The sequence below is a fragment of the Nocardioides sp. NPDC127514 genome, assembly GCF_040302125.1.
In the GTDB taxonomy this organism is placed as follows: Bacteria; Actinomycetota; Actinomycetes; order Propionibacteriales; family Nocardioidaceae; genus Nocardioides.
Genome location: NZ_JBEORF010000022.1, coordinates 37729 through 52212 on the forward strand (window position 1 = coordinate 37729; position 14484 = coordinate 52212).

Below are 14484 nucleotides of genomic sequence, written 5' to 3' on the forward strand. Positions count from 1 at the left end.
TTGAGGACGTACGTCTGCCTACTGTTCTGAGAACGGCGAGGTTGACATAACTATAACCCTCAGGTTGAGGGTAAGGGTTGAGAACCCGCCGTAAGTACCAACCAGCGATCGAAGGGGCGACCACCGTGGGAGCTGCACAGAACTATCTGGCGATCATCAAGGTCGTCGGCATCGGTGGCGGCGGCGTCAACGCTGTCAACCGGATGATCGAGGTCGGCCTCAAGGGGGTCGAGTTCATCGCCATCAACACCGACGCCCAGGCGCTGCTGATGAGCGACGCCGACGTCAAGCTCGACATCGGTCGCGAGCTGACCCGCGGTCTCGGTGCCGGCGCCAACCCGAGCGTGGGGGAGAGCGCCGCCGAGGACCACGCCGACGAGATCGAAGAGGTCATCAAGGGCGCCGACATGGTCTTCGTGACCGCCGGCGAGGGTGGCGGCACCGGCACCGGTGGCGCCCCGGTCGTGGCCCGCATCGCCCGCTCGCTCGGTGCCCTGACCATCGGTGTGGTGACCCGCCCGTTCGCCTTCGAGGGCCGTCGTCGTGCCAACTCCGCCGAGGAGGGGATCAGCAAGCTCCGCGAGGAGGTCGACACCCTCATCGTCATCCCCAACGACCGGCTGCTGTCGATCTCGGACCGCAACGTCTCGGTGATGGACGCCTTCCGCCAGGCCGACCAGGTGCTGCTGCAGGGTGTCTCCGGCATCACCGACCTGATCACCACGCCCGGCCTGATCAACCTCGACTTCGCCGACGTCAAGTCGGTCATGTCCAACGCCGGCTCGGCGCTGATGGGCATCGGCTCCGCGCGCGGTGACAACCGCAGCGTCGAGGCCGCCGAGATGGCCGTCTCCTCGCCGCTGCTGGAGGCATCGATCGACGGCGCCCACGGAGTCCTGCTCTCGATCGCGGGCGGCTCCGACCTCGGCCTCTTCGAGATCAACGAGGCCGCCGCGCTGGTCGCCGACGCGGTCCACCAGGAGGCCAACATCATCTTCGGTGCGACCATCGACGACGCTCTCGGCGACGAGGTCCGGGTCACGGTGATCGCCGCCGGCTTCGACGGCGGCATGCCCAAGCGCCGTGAGGGCCAGTCGGCGCTCGGCAGCGTGCAGGGCCGCTCCACCGGCTCCCAGCCGGCCAACAACGGCGAGACCGCCGCGGTGGCCACCGCGGTCGCGACCCGCCGCGAGGAGGCCGAGGAGACCCCGGAGCCCGCTCCCGCCAAGCCTGCCAAGCCGGCTCCGGCCACGCCTCCGCCCGCGGCTCCGCCGGCCGAGCCCGCTCCGGTCGCCAAGAAGCCCGCTCCGAGCGTCCAGTACAGCGATGACGAGCTCGACGTTCCCGATTTCTTGAAGTAGGTCCCGCGCTTGTATTCGTTCCGAGCCTCAGCAGGCCTCGTCGACCTGGCATTCACCGACAGGTACGGCGGGGTCAGTCTCGCTCCGTACGCCGAGCTCAACCTGGCGGTCAACGGCTCGGACTCGCCGGAGGCGAAGGCCGAGAACCATCGGCTGCTGCTGGCCGACTTCGCCGACGGCGCGCCCTACGCCGACCTCTACCAGGTCCACGGCAACACGGTCGTCGACGCGGAGTGCGGCACCCGCCCCGAGGCGGACGGGATCGTCACCACCGAGCGTGACCTGGTCCTGCTGGTCCGCACCGCCGACTGCGTACCCGTGCTGTTCGCGGACGAGGCGGCCGGGGTCATCGGTGCGGCGCACGCCGGACGCAAGGGGATGGCGGCCGGGGTCGTGCCCGAGACCATCGCCCGGATGCGCGCGCTCGGCGCGACACGGATCCGCGCCTGGGTGGGGCCGCACGTGTGCGGCAAGTGCTACGAGGTCCCTGCCGAGATGCAGGAGGAGATCGCCACGGTCGAGCCGGCCGCGCGCGCCACCACGAGCTGGGGCACACCGAGCCTCGACGTCGGCGCCGGAGTGCTCGCCCAGCTGGCCCGCGAGGGCGTCGAGACGGTCGACGCCGGTCGCTGCACGCGCGAGTCCGACGACCTCTACTCCTACCGCCGCGACGGCGCCGGCATGTCGCTGGGCGCCCTGATCCGGCTGCGAGGTGCCTGATGGCGACCGATCGCGCCGATGAGATCGCCGCGGGGCTCGCCGAGACCCGGGAGCGGATCGCGGTGGCCGCCAAGGCCGCCGGTCGCCCCGCCGACGACGTCCACCTGGTCGTTGTCACCAAGTTCTTCCCCGCCTCCGACGTACGCATCCTGGCCGGCCTCGGTGTCACCGACGTCGGCGAGAACCGCCACCAGGAGGCGGCGGCCAAGGCGGCCGAGTGCGCCGACCTCGGTCTGCGCTGGCACTACATCGGCGGGCTCCAGTCCAACAAGGCGGCCGCCGTGGCCGGCTACGCCGACGTGGTCGAGTCCGTCGACCGGCCCTCGCTGCTGCCCCGGCTCAGCCGTGGCGCGGGCGAGCGCGGCCAGATCCTCGACGTGCTCCTGCAGGTGTCCCTCGACCCGCCCGGACGCGAGGGTCGTGCCGGGGCGGACCCCGGTGACGTACGCGACCTGGCTGCTGAGGTCGAGACGACCGACGGGCTCCGGCTGCGGGGCCTGATGGCGGTAGCGCCTCTCGGTGAGGAACCGGAGCCGGCATTCGTCCGGCTCGCGCGGATCCGGGAGGACTTCCTGGTCGAATATCCCGAGGCGACGGTGCTGTCGGCGGGGATGAGCGGCGACCTGGAGCAGGCGATTGCCCATGGCGCGACACACGTACGTGTCGGGTCTGCGGTCCTCGGAGAGAGGCCAACTGTCAAGTAATGTCTCGGACAGCAATACTTTGGGGAAGGTGGGAACATGAGCGGCGCGATGCGCAGGTTCGGTGAATACCTCGGCCTGCTCGAGGACACCGGTTACGACGACGATGTCTACGAGGGCGACGACGACGAGACCCGCTCCCACGAAGCCGTCAAGGCGCCGGTGCGGTCCAAGCAGTCCCGTCCGGCTCCGGTGGCTGACCTTTCCGAGCGGCGACGAGCAACGGTGGTGCCCGCGGTGACCGAGCTTTCCAAGATCATCACGCTGACCCCGACGTCCTACAACGAAGCGCGTCAGATCGGCGAGAACTACCGCGACGGCACGCCGGTGATCATGAACCTCACCGAGATGAGCGATCCGGACGCAAAACGGCTCGTCGACTTTGCGGCCGGCTTGATCTTTGCTACCTATGGGAACATCGAGAGGGTCACCAACAAGGTGTTTCTTATCTCACCTGCGAACGTTTCGGTCACGGCTGAGGCCAAGCAGAGGATCGTTGAGGGCGGCTTCTTCAACCAGAGCTGAGGCCTTCGACACCTGCTCGTAGGTGGCTGGATGCGGTCCGCATCTGGCATGTCTACGGACAGGCGCTAGAGTTTCGACAGCATTACCTGATGCCGCCCCCCGGCGGTGCAGTCCGTACGTCTGAGTCAACCGAGTAATGAATGGGTGAGGTCATGCCGCTGACGCCAGAGGACGTGAGCAACAAGCGCTTTACTCCCGTCCGGCTCCGCGAGGGCTACGACATGGGCGAGGTGGACCAGTTCCTCGACGAGGTCGAGGCCGAACTGGCACGTCTCACCCGGGAGAACGACGACCTTCGCGGGAAGTTGGCATCTGCGCAGTCGGGTGGGGGTCCGTCCTTCCCGATGGCTCCCGAGCCGCCTGCTCCTGAGCCGATGCCGGCTCCTGAGCCGGTCTCGCACCAGATGCCGATGTATCAGGAGGCACCGCAGACCGGCGGCATCGAGACGATCCGGGTCGAGACCGTGCCGGAGGCGTCCAACGCCGCCGCGCGCCTGCTCGAGCTGGCCACGCGCAACCACGACGCGCTCATCGACACCGCCAAGAACGACGCCGACAAGATCGTCGGCGAGGCGCGGACCAAGGCCGAGCGTCTCGAGGCCGAGTCGAAGTCGAAGGCCGACCGCATGGAGGCCGACGCGCGCACCCGTGCGCAGATGCTCGACAGCGAGACCGCCGAGCGTCGCCAGCAGCTCTTCGGTGAGCTCGAGCGCGAGAAGGACAACCTGACCACCGAGGTCGACACCCTGCGCAACTTCGAGCGTGAGTACCGCTCCCGCTTGAAGAGCTACTTCACGCAGCAGCTCGACGCGCTCAACAACTCGGCTGAGTCACAGGCGCCCGTGATGGCCGCCGCCGTCAACGAGTCGGGCCCGGCGCCCAAGCGTCTGCGCTCCATCCTGGGGGAGGACGAGGGCTGAGGTCCTCGTAGTCAGGCTTCCATCGGCCGGTCCCGCTTCGCGGGGCCGGCCGATGCGTACGTCCGCTGCGTTCCTTCCGGAGCCCCGCCGGCTGCGACAGGAACGCGTTGTAGCAGGTGAGGCGGGTCCTGTAAGTCGATTTCGGAGTTTTTCCACGCTGCGGACCAATATGCGTGGAGTTTCGGTGTGTTAGTTGAGTGGAGCCGAATCCCGGGCTACATTCCGGGCACGCACTCCGCACCGACTCGGCGGCGCGAAGTGACGGCAGGAGAAAGGGGACTCCATGTCTGTACCGATGAGGTGTCGCGCCAGCGCGGCAGTCGGGTGCGTCCAGGTGGCGACGCCCGAGCTTTCTGGGAATACCAGCTCCTACGTCACGGCTTCCACGTCGGTGGCCGCGGCGAGCGCCTAAGCCAAACCTGACCACCGTGCGGCCCGGGGGGCCGTGTCTCACACCAGAAAGCGAGTGCCGTGCCTAAGAAAGCAACCAAGACCGTCGTCTCTCCTGACCAGCTGAAGGTCAAGGACGGCGAGGACCCGTGGACGAAGGATGAGCTCAATGAGGTCATCGACGAGCTTCACGAGATGAGGGCTCACAGCCTCGAGGTGCTCACCGCTCTCGAAGCCGAGCTCTCCGGCCTGATGAAGGACTCCGGCGACGGCGCCGGCCAGGACCAGGCCGACATGGGCGCGACCAGCTTCGAGCGTGACCACGAGCTGACCGTGGTCAACAGCGAGAAGGACAAGCTGGCCCAGATCGAGCGTGTCCTGGGATACCTCGAGGACGGCTCGTACGGCATCTGTGAGTCGTGTGGGGAGCCGATCGGCAAGATGCGGCTCATGGCGTTCCCGCGTGCCACACTGTGCATGACATGCAAGCAGCGCGAGGAGCGTCGCTGAGCGACGCACATACCGGTCCTGAGTCCGACGTGCGCCCTGTTCGGTGGGCCGAGTTCGCGACCGTCGCAGTGTTTCTGCTGGTCATCGACCAGATCACGAAGCTCTGGGCGGTCGCGACGCTCGTTCCCGGGCAGCCGCAGGAGCTGATCGGCTCGGTGCTCCAGCTCAACATCATCCGCAACCCGGGCGCGGCTTTCTCGACCGGGACCGGCTACACCTGGGTGTTCACGACGCTCTCGATCGCGGCCACGATCGGTGTGCTCTGGTTCGCGCGCCGGGTGCGCCACCGGGGCTGGGCCATCGCGCTCGGCATCCTGGTCGCCGGCATCAGCGGCAACCTGGTCGACCGGCTGATGCGTGAGCCGGGCTTCTACGTCGGGCACGTGGTCGACTTCCTGCAGCTGCCCAACTGGCCGATCTTCAACGTCGCCGACATGTGCATCAACGTCGCCGCGGTGCTGATCGTGATCTTCTCGTTCAAGGGGATCGGGCTGGACGGGTCGATCGACGGCGGTGCCGCGGACACGTCCGATGACACCTCGGACGAGCCCGAGGGCGAGAAGAAGTGAACTTCGGTCACGCCGACCAGCGCACGCTGCACGTCCCGGACGGTCTGGAGGGGGAGCGGGTCGATGCCGCCATGGCGCGACTGTTCGGCCTCTCCCGCACCCGCGCGGCGGAGCTGATCGCCGAGGGGCTGGTGACCGTCGACGGCTCGGTCGTGGCCAAGAGCGATCGGGTCAGTGCCGGGTCGATGCTCGACGCGACGATCCCGTCGCAGGCAGACCCGCTGGAGATCAAGCCCGAGATCGTCGAGGGCATCAAGATCATCTACGACGACGACGCCTTCGTGGTGATCGACAAGCCCGTCGGCGTAGCCGTCCACCCTTCGCCGGGCTGGCAGGGGAAGACCGTCGTCGGTCACCTCGTCGCCGCCGGCTTCCGGATCTCCACCTCGGGGGCCAAGGAGCGCGAGGGCATCGTCCAGCGCCTCGACGTCGGCACCTCGGGCGTGATGGTGATCGCCAAGTCCGAGCACGCCTACTCCGTCCTCAAGAACGCGTTCCGGCAGCGTACGGTCGACAAGACCTACCACGCGCTGGTCCAGGGCCACCCCGACCCGCTCGAGGGCACGATCGACGCACCGATCGGGCGCAACCCGAAGTACGACTACAAGTTCGCGGTCCGCGCGGACGGGCGTCACTCGGTGACCCACTACGAGACGCTCGAGGCGCACCGGTTCGCCTCGCTGCTCCAGATCCACCTCGAGACCGGGCGCACCCACCAGATCCGCGTCCACATGTCGGCGCTGAAGCACCCCTGCGTCGGCGACCTCACCTACGGCGCCGACCCGGCCCTGGCGCGGCGCGTCGGCGTCGAGCGGCAGTGGCTGCACGCGGTGAAGCTCGGCTTCGAGCACCCGGAGACCGGTGAGTACGTCACCTTCGAGTCGACCTACCCCGACGACCTCCAGCACGCGCTCGATGTCATCCGCGACTCCCACTGAGGCGGTCCTCCGCCCGGCGGAGTCCGAGGACATCGCCGAGATCGTCCGCACCTACGTCGAGGCCCGTGCCGCCGCGCCGATGCCGGCGCCGATCTACCCCGAGTCGGACATCCGGGAGTGGCTCGCGGTCAAGGTCCTGGCGCCTCAGAAGGGGTCGCAGGTCTGGGTCGCGGAGGTCGACGGCGTCGTCTCGGCCTTCGTCGCCTTCACCCCGACCTGGCTCGACGACCTCTTCGTCCACCCCCGCGCCCAGGGCACCGGCCTCGGCACCATGCTGCTCGACCTGGTGAAGTCGCTGACCCCCGACGGCTTCGGCCTGTGGGTCTTCGAGATGAACACCCCGGCGCGAGCCTTCTACGCCCAACACGGACTGCGCGAGGTCGAGCGCACCGACGGCTCCGCCAACCAGGAGAAGACCCCCGACGTACGGATGGCCTGGCCCTGACCCGCCGAGAAGTCGCTTCCGTCGGCCGAGAAGTCACTTCTGGCGGCCGAGGCGTCAGTTCATGTGGCCGGATCGTCTTGTGTGGCGACTGAGTCGGCCCCGATCCGAGGCCTACCCCGCAGCCACCGGTCGACGAGGATCATGCCGACCATCGGCCCGATGAGCATGAAGATGCTGCGGAATGCGTCGGGAGGTTCGGCGAGCTCGGCGCCGGGAATCAGTCCGATCAGAACTGTCGCGAGCACGAGCAGGCTGAAACCGAGGAGCCGATCGGAGGGGTCGTTGGCGCGTACGACCTGCCACAGGGCGCCGATGGCGATCGTGCCCAGCCCCGCGAGCGAGACGGACTGCGACTCCGAGAGCCACTGCGGGTCGGCGAGATGGAGCCCGAAGGTGACCAGGATGACCACGACCAGCACCCAGCGGGCCCGAGTCGTGTCCGGCTTCGAAGTGGACTCAGGTGACGGCGGCACGGCGAGAGTGTGGCATGCGGAGGACCGGCGCGCCGGCAGAACGGTCGAGGCGTCACTTACGTCGGTCGAGATGGCACGCCGATGCCTACTCGGCCGACGTACCTGACGCCTCGGCCTGCAGATGTGACATCTCGGCGGCGATGAGGGCGATCTCGCGCGGGCCGACGCGGCAGCAGCCGCCGACGTACGCAGCCCCGGATCGTGCCCAGGAGAGGGCCTCTCCCGGCCGGAAGTGAGGGGTGCCGGTCCAGGCGCCGTCGGCGTAGGTCTCCCCGGTGTTGGGGTAGACGACGGCGGGCTCGCCGGTGGCGGTGGCGAGCTGGACGGCGGCGGGTACGTCGGCGGGGTCGCAGCAGTTGACGCCGACGGCGACCACCGAGCGGATGCCCGCGGCCAGGGCGAGCGCGTCGGCCAGGGGCTGGTCGGCGCGGGTGCGGGTGCCGGCGCAGGAGTAGGAGAACCACACCGGGAGGCCGATGTCGTCGAGGAGGTCGACGAGCACCTCGGCCTCCTCGATGTCGGGGATGGTCTCGACCGCGATGAGGTCGGGGTCCTCGGTCTCGAGCAGGGCCAGCCGGGGCGCGTGGAAGTCACGTAGCACGGACGCCGAGACGCCGTAGCGGCCGCGGTACTCGGACCCGTCGGCCAGGTAGGCCCCATAGGGTCCGACCGAGGCGGCGACCAGGCGTCCGGGAGCCTCCTCGGCGACCTCGCGCGCGACCCGGACGCTGCGGCGCAGCAGCTCGGTGGCGTACGTCTGGCTCATCCCGGCCTCCACGAAACCGGGCACGCTGGCCTGGTAGCTGGCGGTGGTGGCGACGTCGGCGCCGGCGGCGAAGTAGGCGCGGTGGACCGCCGCGATCTCCGCGGGTGACTCGTCCAGCAGCCGGGCCGTCCACAGCGCCCCGGAGACATCGTGACCGCGTGCTTCCAGCGCGTTGGACAGGCCGCCATCGAGGATCGTCACCACAACTCAAGACTGTACGGCCAGCCGCCCGAAAAACTGTCGGTGGCGCCAGATAGTCTGTAGTCCTTCCCCCAGGTCGTCCGTTTGAGCACGGGCTCCTGCGCCCGCTCCATCCGTTCGACCTCGAGGAGGGCTCCACGCCAATGGCGGCCGGCTCCAAGGACTCTTTCGTCCACCTGCACGTCCACACCGAATACTCGATGCTGGATGGTGCCTCGCTCCTCGATGGTCTCTTCAAGCGGACCAGCGAGCTCGAGATGCCGGCGATCGCGATGACCGACCACGGCAACATGCACGGGGCCTACGACTTCTGGAAGAAGGCGAAGGCCCACGACGTCAAGCCGATCATCGGCATCGAGGCCTACATCACGCCGAACACTCCGCGAGGCGAGCGAAAGCGGGTGCGGTGGGGCAAGGGCGACCAGGCGCAGGAGGGCGGCGACGACGTCTCGGGTGGTGGCGCCTACACCCACATGACGATGTGGGCCGAGTCCACCGAGGGGATGCACAACCTCTTCCGGCTCTCGAGCCGCTCCAGCCTCGAGGGCTACTACTTCAAGCCCCGGATGGACAAGGAGATCCTCGCCGAGCACTCCAAGGGGATCATCGTCTCCACCGGCTGCCCCTCGGGCGCGATCCAGACCCGGCTGCGGCTGGGTCAGTGGGACGAGGCGCTCAAGGAGGCCGGCGAGCTGCAGGACATCTTCGGGAAGGACAACGTCTTCCTCGAGCTGATGGACCACGGCATCTCCATCGAGAAGCGGGTCCGCGACGACCTGCTCAAGCTCGGCAAGGCGATGAACATCCGCCCGGTCGCGACCAACGACTCCCACTACAACAACCCCGAGGACGCCGCCGCCCACGAGGCGCTGCTGTGCGTCCAGTCGGGCAGCCGGATGACCGAGCCGCCCTACTCCAAGGGCGGCAAGCGGTTCGCGTTCGAGGGCAGCGGCTACTACATCAAGACCGCCGCCGAGATGCGCGAGCTGTGGGGCCAGCAGGACCTGATCGAGGCCTGCGACAACACCCTGCTGATCGCCGAGCGCTGCGACGTCCAGTTCACCGAGTCGACCGGTGGCTACATGGCGCTCGCCGACATCCCCGAGGGCGAGACCGAGGAGTCGTGGCTGCGCAAGGAGACCTGGCGCGGCATCGAGCTGCGCTACCCGGGCGAGAAGACGACCCAGGAGGTCCGCGACCGCGTCGAGTTCGAGATCGACGTCATCCTGCAGAAGGGCTACCCGGGCTACTTCCTGGTGGTCGCCGACTTCATCCAGTGGTCCAAGGACAACGGCATCCGGATCGGACCGGGCCGTGGTTCCGGTGCCGGCTCGATCGTGGCGTACGCACTGCGGATCACCGATCTCGATCCGCTCGAGCACGGACTCTTCTTCGAGCGGTTCCTCAACCCCGAGCGCCCCTCGATGCCCGACTTCGACATCGACTTCGACGACCACCGCCGCGGCGAGACGATCAAGTACGTCACGGAGAAGTACGGCGCGGAGAAGGTCGCCCAGATCGCCACCTTCGGCCGGATCAAGGCCAAGCAGGCGATCAAGGACGCCGCCCGCATCCTCGACCACGGCTTCGCGATCGGCGATCGGATCACCAAGGCGCTGCCGCCCGACGTGATGGGCAAGGGCGTCCCGCTCAAGGAGCTGTTCAACCCCGACCACAAGCGCTACGGCGAGGGCGGCGACTTCCGGGCCCTGCACGACACCGACCCCGACGTCCGCAAGATCTACGAGACCGCGCTCGGCCTCGAGGGCCAGATCCGGCAGACCGGCATCCACGCCGCGGGCGTGATCATGGCCTCCGAGCCGATCATCGACATCGTCCCGCTGATGGAGCCCAAGCAGGACGGCCAGGTCGTCACGCAGTTCGAGTATCCGACCTGCGAGGCGCTCGGCCTGGTCAAGATGGACTTCCTGGGCCTCTCCAACCTCCACACCCTCGAGGACGCGCTCGGCAACATCCGCGCCAACCGCGGCATCGACCTGGTGCTCGAGGACGTCCCCTTCGACGACAAGCCCACCTACGAGCTGATGCAGCGCGGCGACACGCTCGGCGTCTTCCAGCTCGATGGTGGTGGCATGCGCGCGCTGCTGCGCTCGATGCTTCCCGACCGGTTCGCCGACATCACCGCGGTCTCCGCGCTCTACCGGCCGGGCCCGATGGGCGCCGACTCCCACAACAAGTACGCCCACCGCAAGAACGGCCGCGAGCCGATCGTGCCGATCCACCCCGAGCTCGAGAAGCCGCTCGAGGAGGTGCTGGGGGAGACCTACGGCCTGATCGTCTATCAGGAGCAGGTGATGTCGATCGCCCAGGTCCTGGCGGGGTTCTCGCTCGGACAGGCCGACAACCTGCGCCGCGCGATGGGCAAGAAGAAGAAGGCCGAGCTCGACAAGCAGTACGCCGGCTTCCAGGCCGGCATGCTCGAGCGCGGCTACTCCCAGAAGGCGATCGACACGATCTGGGAGATCCTGCTGCCGTTCTCCGACTACGCCTTCAACAAGTCGCACTCGGCGGCCTACGGCGTGGTCACCTACTGGACCGCCTACCTCAAGGCCAACTACCCGACCGAATACATGGCTGCGCTCTTGACCTCGGTCAAGAACGACAAGGACAAGATGGCGATCTACCTCAACGAGTGTCGCCGGATGAAGATCGCGGTGCTGCCGCCCGACGTCAACGAGTCGGCCCACGACTTCACCGCGGTCGGCAGCGACATCCGCTTCGGCCTCACCGCGGTCCGCAACGTCGGCGCCCAGGTGGTCGACGGCATCGTCGAGGCCCGCACGTCCAAGGGCCGGTTCGAGGACTTCAACGACTATCTCTCCAAGGTGCCCGAGCGGGCCTGCAACAAGCGCGTGATCGAGTCGCTGATCAAGGCCGGTGCCTTCGACGACATGAAGCACCGCCGCCGCGCGCTGGTCGCGATCCACGAGACCGCCGTGGACCAGTACATCGACATCAAGCGCAACGAGGCGATCGGCCAGGACTCGCTCTTCGGCGGCCTCGACGAGGACGGCGGCGACGGCTTCGGCGTCTCGGTGGCCATCCCCGACATGGACGAGTGGGACAAGATGACCCTGCTCGGCCATGAGCGGGAGATGCTGGGCCTCTACGTCTCCGACCACCCGCTGATGGGCTTGGAGCACGTCCTCGCCAACGGCACCGACTGCACCATCGGTCAGCTGATGACCGACGAGACGCGGCCCCACAACACCACCGTCACGGTCTCCGGGCTGGTCACCAACGTCAACCGGCGGATCACCAAGAAGGGCGACGCCTGGGCGACGGTGACCCTGGAGGACCTCGAGGGTTCGGTCGAGGTGCTGCTCTTCCCGTCGTCCTACCAGCTGGCCGCCCCGCATCTGGTCGAGGACTCGATCATCCGGGTCAAGGGCCAGCTCTCCCGCGACAAGGACCAGCCCGAGCTGCGTGGCCAGGAGGTCACCGTCCCCGACCTGACCGGCGGCCCGGGTGCCGCCGGGGGACCGGTGGTGATCTCGCTGCCGTCGACGCGGTGCACGCCGCAGGTGATCGCGTCGCTGCGTGACGTACTGACCACCTATCCCGGAGTAGCCGAGGTCAGGCTACGGTTGATGACACGGGACGCGACCCGGGTCATGAAGCTCGATGACCGGCTGCGGGTGGCACCGACTCCCGAGCTGTTCGCCGACCTCAAACAACTCCTCGGACCAGGATGCCTGACAATCTGATCGTGCCGCCGCCGCCCAGTCTCTACGCGACCGGCCACCGCTCCGCCCGCCCCGACCTGTCCCGCCCGGTGCTGGTCCAGGTGGCCATCATCGTGGCCGCCTTCATCGTCGGCGGCCTGGTGGCCGGGCTCGCGGCGGCGACGTTGTGGACCCCGCCGACCGGGATGGTGCTCGAGGACAAGTGGTACCGCGGGCTCATCTCGATCGACCCGCCCGCCATCGGGCAGAACATCGATCAGGGCGTCTTCGCCGCGACCGCCTGGTTCTCGGTCTGTGCGATCGTGCTCGGCCTGCTGGTCGGCATCGCGGCCGCGGTCTGGCTCAACCGCTCCGAGCTGGTCACCTTGGGCGCGCTGATCGTCGGCGGTTCGATCGGTGGCGGCCTGATGCTGCTGGTCACGTCGCTGCTCTCGCCCGAGGACCCCCATGGTCTCGCCAAGGGTGCCGCCGACGGCACCGTGCTCGAGGACAGCTTCCAGCTGGCCTCGCCGTGGCTGATCCTGCTCGTCCCGGGCTCGGCGATGCTGGCGCTGATGGTCATCTTCCTGATGTGGGCGCCGCACCCTCCCGCGGATCACGAGCTCGACGTGCAGCAGGCCGCGACCGAAAGGTAAATTCGGCGGACAGCCGCCGTCGGGCGGCGTAGATTCAACAGGTTGGACGGTTGGCACAATGCCGACCGACAGAACCTGAAAGTCACTGATGTCAGAGAACACGCCTGGTCGGAACCCGTCCGGACCGGAGGCGACAGAGATCCTCGATCTCGGCGGGGATCGTGCCGGAAAGAGCAGGAAGCCGCTGATCATCGGAGCGGCAGCCGTCGTCGGCGTCGCTGCGGTGGCGACCGCCGGCACCCTCACCGCGGTCGCACTGAGCAACGCCGGTGGCTCCCCGGCAGAGGCGTTCCCCGCCTCGACCGTGGCCTACGCCGAGATCGACCTGACCGAGGCCAAGAACGCCCTGCCGACGCTGCGCAAGCTGCCTTCGCTCGAGAAGGAGCTCGGCCTCGACAAGGGCGAGGACCCGCGCGAGTCGCTGTTCACCAACGCCTGTGACGACCTCGACTTCGCCAAGGACGTCGAGCCGTGGATCGGCTACCAGGCAGCGGTCGGCGCAGTCCCGACGGACGCGGAGCCGGTGGTCGCGTTCGCACTCCAGGTCACCGACGAGTCCGACGCCGAGGCCGGCCTCCCCAAGCTCGTCGACTGCGGCGGCTCGGAGGCGGCCTGGTCGGTCGGCGACGGGTGGGCGCTCATCGCGGAGACCGACGACGACCTCGCCGCGATCGAGAAGGCGGTGGAGGCCGGCACCCTGGCCGAGGACGCCGGCTTCGAGAAGTGGACCGGTGACGTCGGCGGCACCGGGTTCATCACTGCGTACGCTGCCAAGGAGCTGCCGGACGCCATCGCCGACGCGGCCGAGAACGGCGCGTTCGACGAGGCCGAGGGTGAGCTCGCCGAGAACCCGATGGGTGGGATCGCGCCGTGGCCCGACCCGGCTGCCCTGGCCGACTCGATTCGGTCGGCGATGAAGGACTTCGGCGGCGCCGCCTTCACCGTACGTGCCGAGGAGAACGCCTTCGAGCTCGAGGCCGCCTCGTCGTTGGGCGCGCAGGCCGAGTCCGTGGAGGCCGGCACCATCGCCGGCACGCTGCCGAAGGACACCACCGCGGTGATCGCGGCCAACCCGGCCGACGGCTGGCTCACGACCGGCCTGGCCGAGAGCGGCGCCGAGGACCAGTTCACGCAGATGCTCGGGATGGCGCCCGGTGATCTCGAGAAGCTCCTCGGTGACAGCTTCGCGATCGCCGCCGGCGAGATCGACCTGAGCGCTCCGGACTCCCTGGACATCGGGATCAAGCTCGACGGTGCCGACCCTGCCGACGTCGAGAAGTTCGTCGGCGACCTCACCGCGGGCTTCGGCGCCGACGGCATCGTCAGCGTCGACAGCGAGGGCGAGGTGACCTCCGTCGGGACCGGGGACTACAGCAAGGACCTGCTGGCCGACGGCGGCCTGGCAGAGACCGACAAGTTCAAGAACGCGGTCCCCAACGCCGAGGACTCCTCCGGCGTGGTCTACGTCGACTTCGACGGCCTCGACGAGCTGGTGACGGCCGAGGCTCCCGAGGTCGCCGACGACATCGAGGCGCTCGGCCAGCTCGGCTTCAGCGCATACCTGGACGGCGACACCTCGCGAGCTCTGGCTCGCATCACCGTCGACTGATCTGCCGAACGACT

Annotated in this window: 14 protein-coding genes; 12 read left to right on the forward strand and 2 right to left on the reverse strand. The window is 68.4% G+C overall.

The features are described 5' to 3' along the window. Positions 1 to 125: 125 nt before the first annotated feature. From ftsZ to ABTX24_RS18160, 9 genes are all read left to right on the forward strand, one after another. Positions 126 to 1361, forward strand: coding sequence for a cell division protein FtsZ (gene ftsZ, locus ABTX24_RS18120; protein WP_350841492.1), 1236 nt, complete (start codon positions 126 to 128; stop codon positions 1359 to 1361). 9 nt (positions 1362 to 1370) lie between these two features. Continuing rightward, the gene (gene pgeF, locus ABTX24_RS18125; protein ID WP_350841494.1) at positions 1371 to 2081 is read left to right on the forward strand and encodes a peptidoglycan editing factor PgeF; all 711 of its coding nucleotides are present in this window, start codon (positions 1371 to 1373) and stop codon (positions 2079 to 2081) included. Further along, positions 2081 to 2785, forward strand: a complete 705-nt coding sequence (locus tag ABTX24_RS18130) for a YggS family pyridoxal phosphate-dependent enzyme (protein WP_350841496.1) — start codon at positions 2081 to 2083, stop codon at positions 2783 to 2785. Before pgeF ends, ABTX24_RS18130 begins: the two co-directional genes overlap by 1 nt. Positions 2786 to 2821: 36 nt before the next feature. Beyond that, positions 2822 to 3307, forward strand: a complete 486-nt coding sequence (locus ABTX24_RS18135; protein WP_160024322.1) for a cell division protein SepF — start codon at positions 2822 to 2824, stop codon at positions 3305 to 3307. A 152-nt stretch (positions 3308 to 3459) separates the two neighbouring features. Next, complete coding sequence (locus tag ABTX24_RS18140) at positions 3460 to 4227, forward strand: DivIVA domain-containing protein (RefSeq protein ID WP_229788310.1); 768 nt, start codon at positions 3460 to 3462, stop codon at positions 4225 to 4227. 471 nt (positions 4228 to 4698) lie between these two features. Next, on the forward strand, positions 4699 to 5127 hold the full coding sequence (locus ABTX24_RS18145) for a TraR/DksA family transcriptional regulator (RefSeq protein ID WP_160024321.1): 429 nt from the start codon (positions 4699 to 4701) through the stop codon (positions 5125 to 5127). 29 nt (positions 5128 to 5156) lie between these two features. Then, on the forward strand, positions 5157 to 5696 hold the full coding sequence (gene lspA / locus ABTX24_RS18150) for a signal peptidase II (RefSeq protein ID WP_350841498.1): 540 nt from the start codon (positions 5157 to 5159) through the stop codon (positions 5694 to 5696). Continuing rightward, positions 5693 to 6634 (forward strand): RluA family pseudouridine synthase, encoded by a 942-nt coding sequence (locus ABTX24_RS18155; RefSeq protein ID WP_160024319.1) that lies wholly within the window; start codon positions 5693 to 5695, stop codon positions 6632 to 6634. Before lspA ends, ABTX24_RS18155 begins: the two co-directional genes overlap by 4 nt. After that, the gene (locus ABTX24_RS18160; RefSeq protein WP_350841500.1) at positions 6612 to 7079 is read left to right on the forward strand and encodes a GNAT family N-acetyltransferase; all 468 of its coding nucleotides are present in this window, start codon (positions 6612 to 6614) and stop codon (positions 7077 to 7079) included. The genes ABTX24_RS18155 and ABTX24_RS18160 overlap by 23 nt, the downstream gene beginning before the upstream one ends. A gap of 59 nt (positions 7080 to 7138) precedes the next feature. Here ABTX24_RS18160 and ABTX24_RS18165 read toward each other — a convergent pair whose 3' ends face one another. Further along, the gene (locus ABTX24_RS18165; RefSeq protein ID WP_350841502.1) at positions 7139 to 7552 is read right to left on the reverse strand and encodes a hypothetical protein; all 414 of its coding nucleotides are present in this window, start codon (positions 7550 to 7552) and stop codon (positions 7139 to 7141) included. A gap of 85 nt (positions 7553 to 7637) precedes the next feature. Further along, positions 7638 to 8519 carry a homocysteine S-methyltransferase gene (gene mmuM / locus ABTX24_RS18170; protein WP_350841504.1) on the reverse strand — a complete coding sequence of 294 codons (882 nt, stop codon included), beginning with the start codon at positions 8517 to 8519 and terminating at the stop codon, positions 7638 to 7640. A 143-nt stretch (positions 8520 to 8662) separates the two neighbouring features. Here mmuM and dnaE point away from each other — a divergent pair, with 143 nt between their 5' ends. From dnaE to ABTX24_RS18185, 3 genes are all read left to right on the forward strand, one after another. Continuing rightward, positions 8663 to 12247 (forward strand): DNA polymerase III subunit alpha, encoded by a 3585-nt coding sequence (gene dnaE, locus ABTX24_RS18175; RefSeq protein ID WP_350841506.1) that lies wholly within the window; start codon positions 8663 to 8665, stop codon positions 12245 to 12247. Continuing rightward, a complete protein-coding gene (locus ABTX24_RS18180) occupies positions 12232 to 12861 on the forward strand; it encodes a hypothetical protein (RefSeq protein ID WP_350841508.1) in 630 nt (209 codons plus the stop codon). Before dnaE ends, ABTX24_RS18180 begins: the two co-directional genes overlap by 16 nt. An 88-nt stretch (positions 12862 to 12949) precedes the next feature. Then, positions 12950 to 14470 carry a hypothetical protein gene (locus tag ABTX24_RS18185; protein ID WP_350841510.1) on the forward strand — a complete coding sequence of 507 codons (1521 nt, stop codon included), beginning with the start codon at positions 12950 to 12952 and terminating at the stop codon, positions 14468 to 14470. The last annotated feature ends 14 nt before the right edge of the window (positions 14471 to 14484 follow it).

Bases quoted from the DNA above. Each gene is read 5' to 3' on its own strand.
- ABTX24_RS18130 (WP_350841496.1), top strand. From the start codon at position 2,081: ATGGCGACCGATCGCGCCGATGAGATCGCCGCGGGGCTCGCCGAGACC.
- dnaE (WP_350841506.1), top strand. From the start codon at position 8,663: ATGGCGGCCGGCTCCAAGGACTCTTTCGTCCACCTGCACGTCCACACC.
- ABTX24_RS18135 (WP_160024322.1), top strand. From the start codon at position 2,822: ATGAGCGGCGCGATGCGCAGGTTCGGTGAATACCTCGGCCTGCTCGAG.
- ABTX24_RS18185 (WP_350841510.1), top strand. From the start codon at position 12,950: ATGTCAGAGAACACGCCTGGTCGGAACCCGTCCGGACCGGAGGCGACA.
- ABTX24_RS18140 (WP_229788310.1), top strand. From the start codon at position 3,460: ATGCCGCTGACGCCAGAGGACGTGAGCAACAAGCGCTTTACTCCCGTC.
- ABTX24_RS18160 (WP_350841500.1), top strand. From the start codon at position 6,612: ATGTCATCCGCGACTCCCACTGAGGCGGTCCTCCGCCCGGCGGAGTCC.
- ABTX24_RS18180 (WP_350841508.1), top strand. From the start codon at position 12,232: ATGCCTGACAATCTGATCGTGCCGCCGCCGCCCAGTCTCTACGCGACC.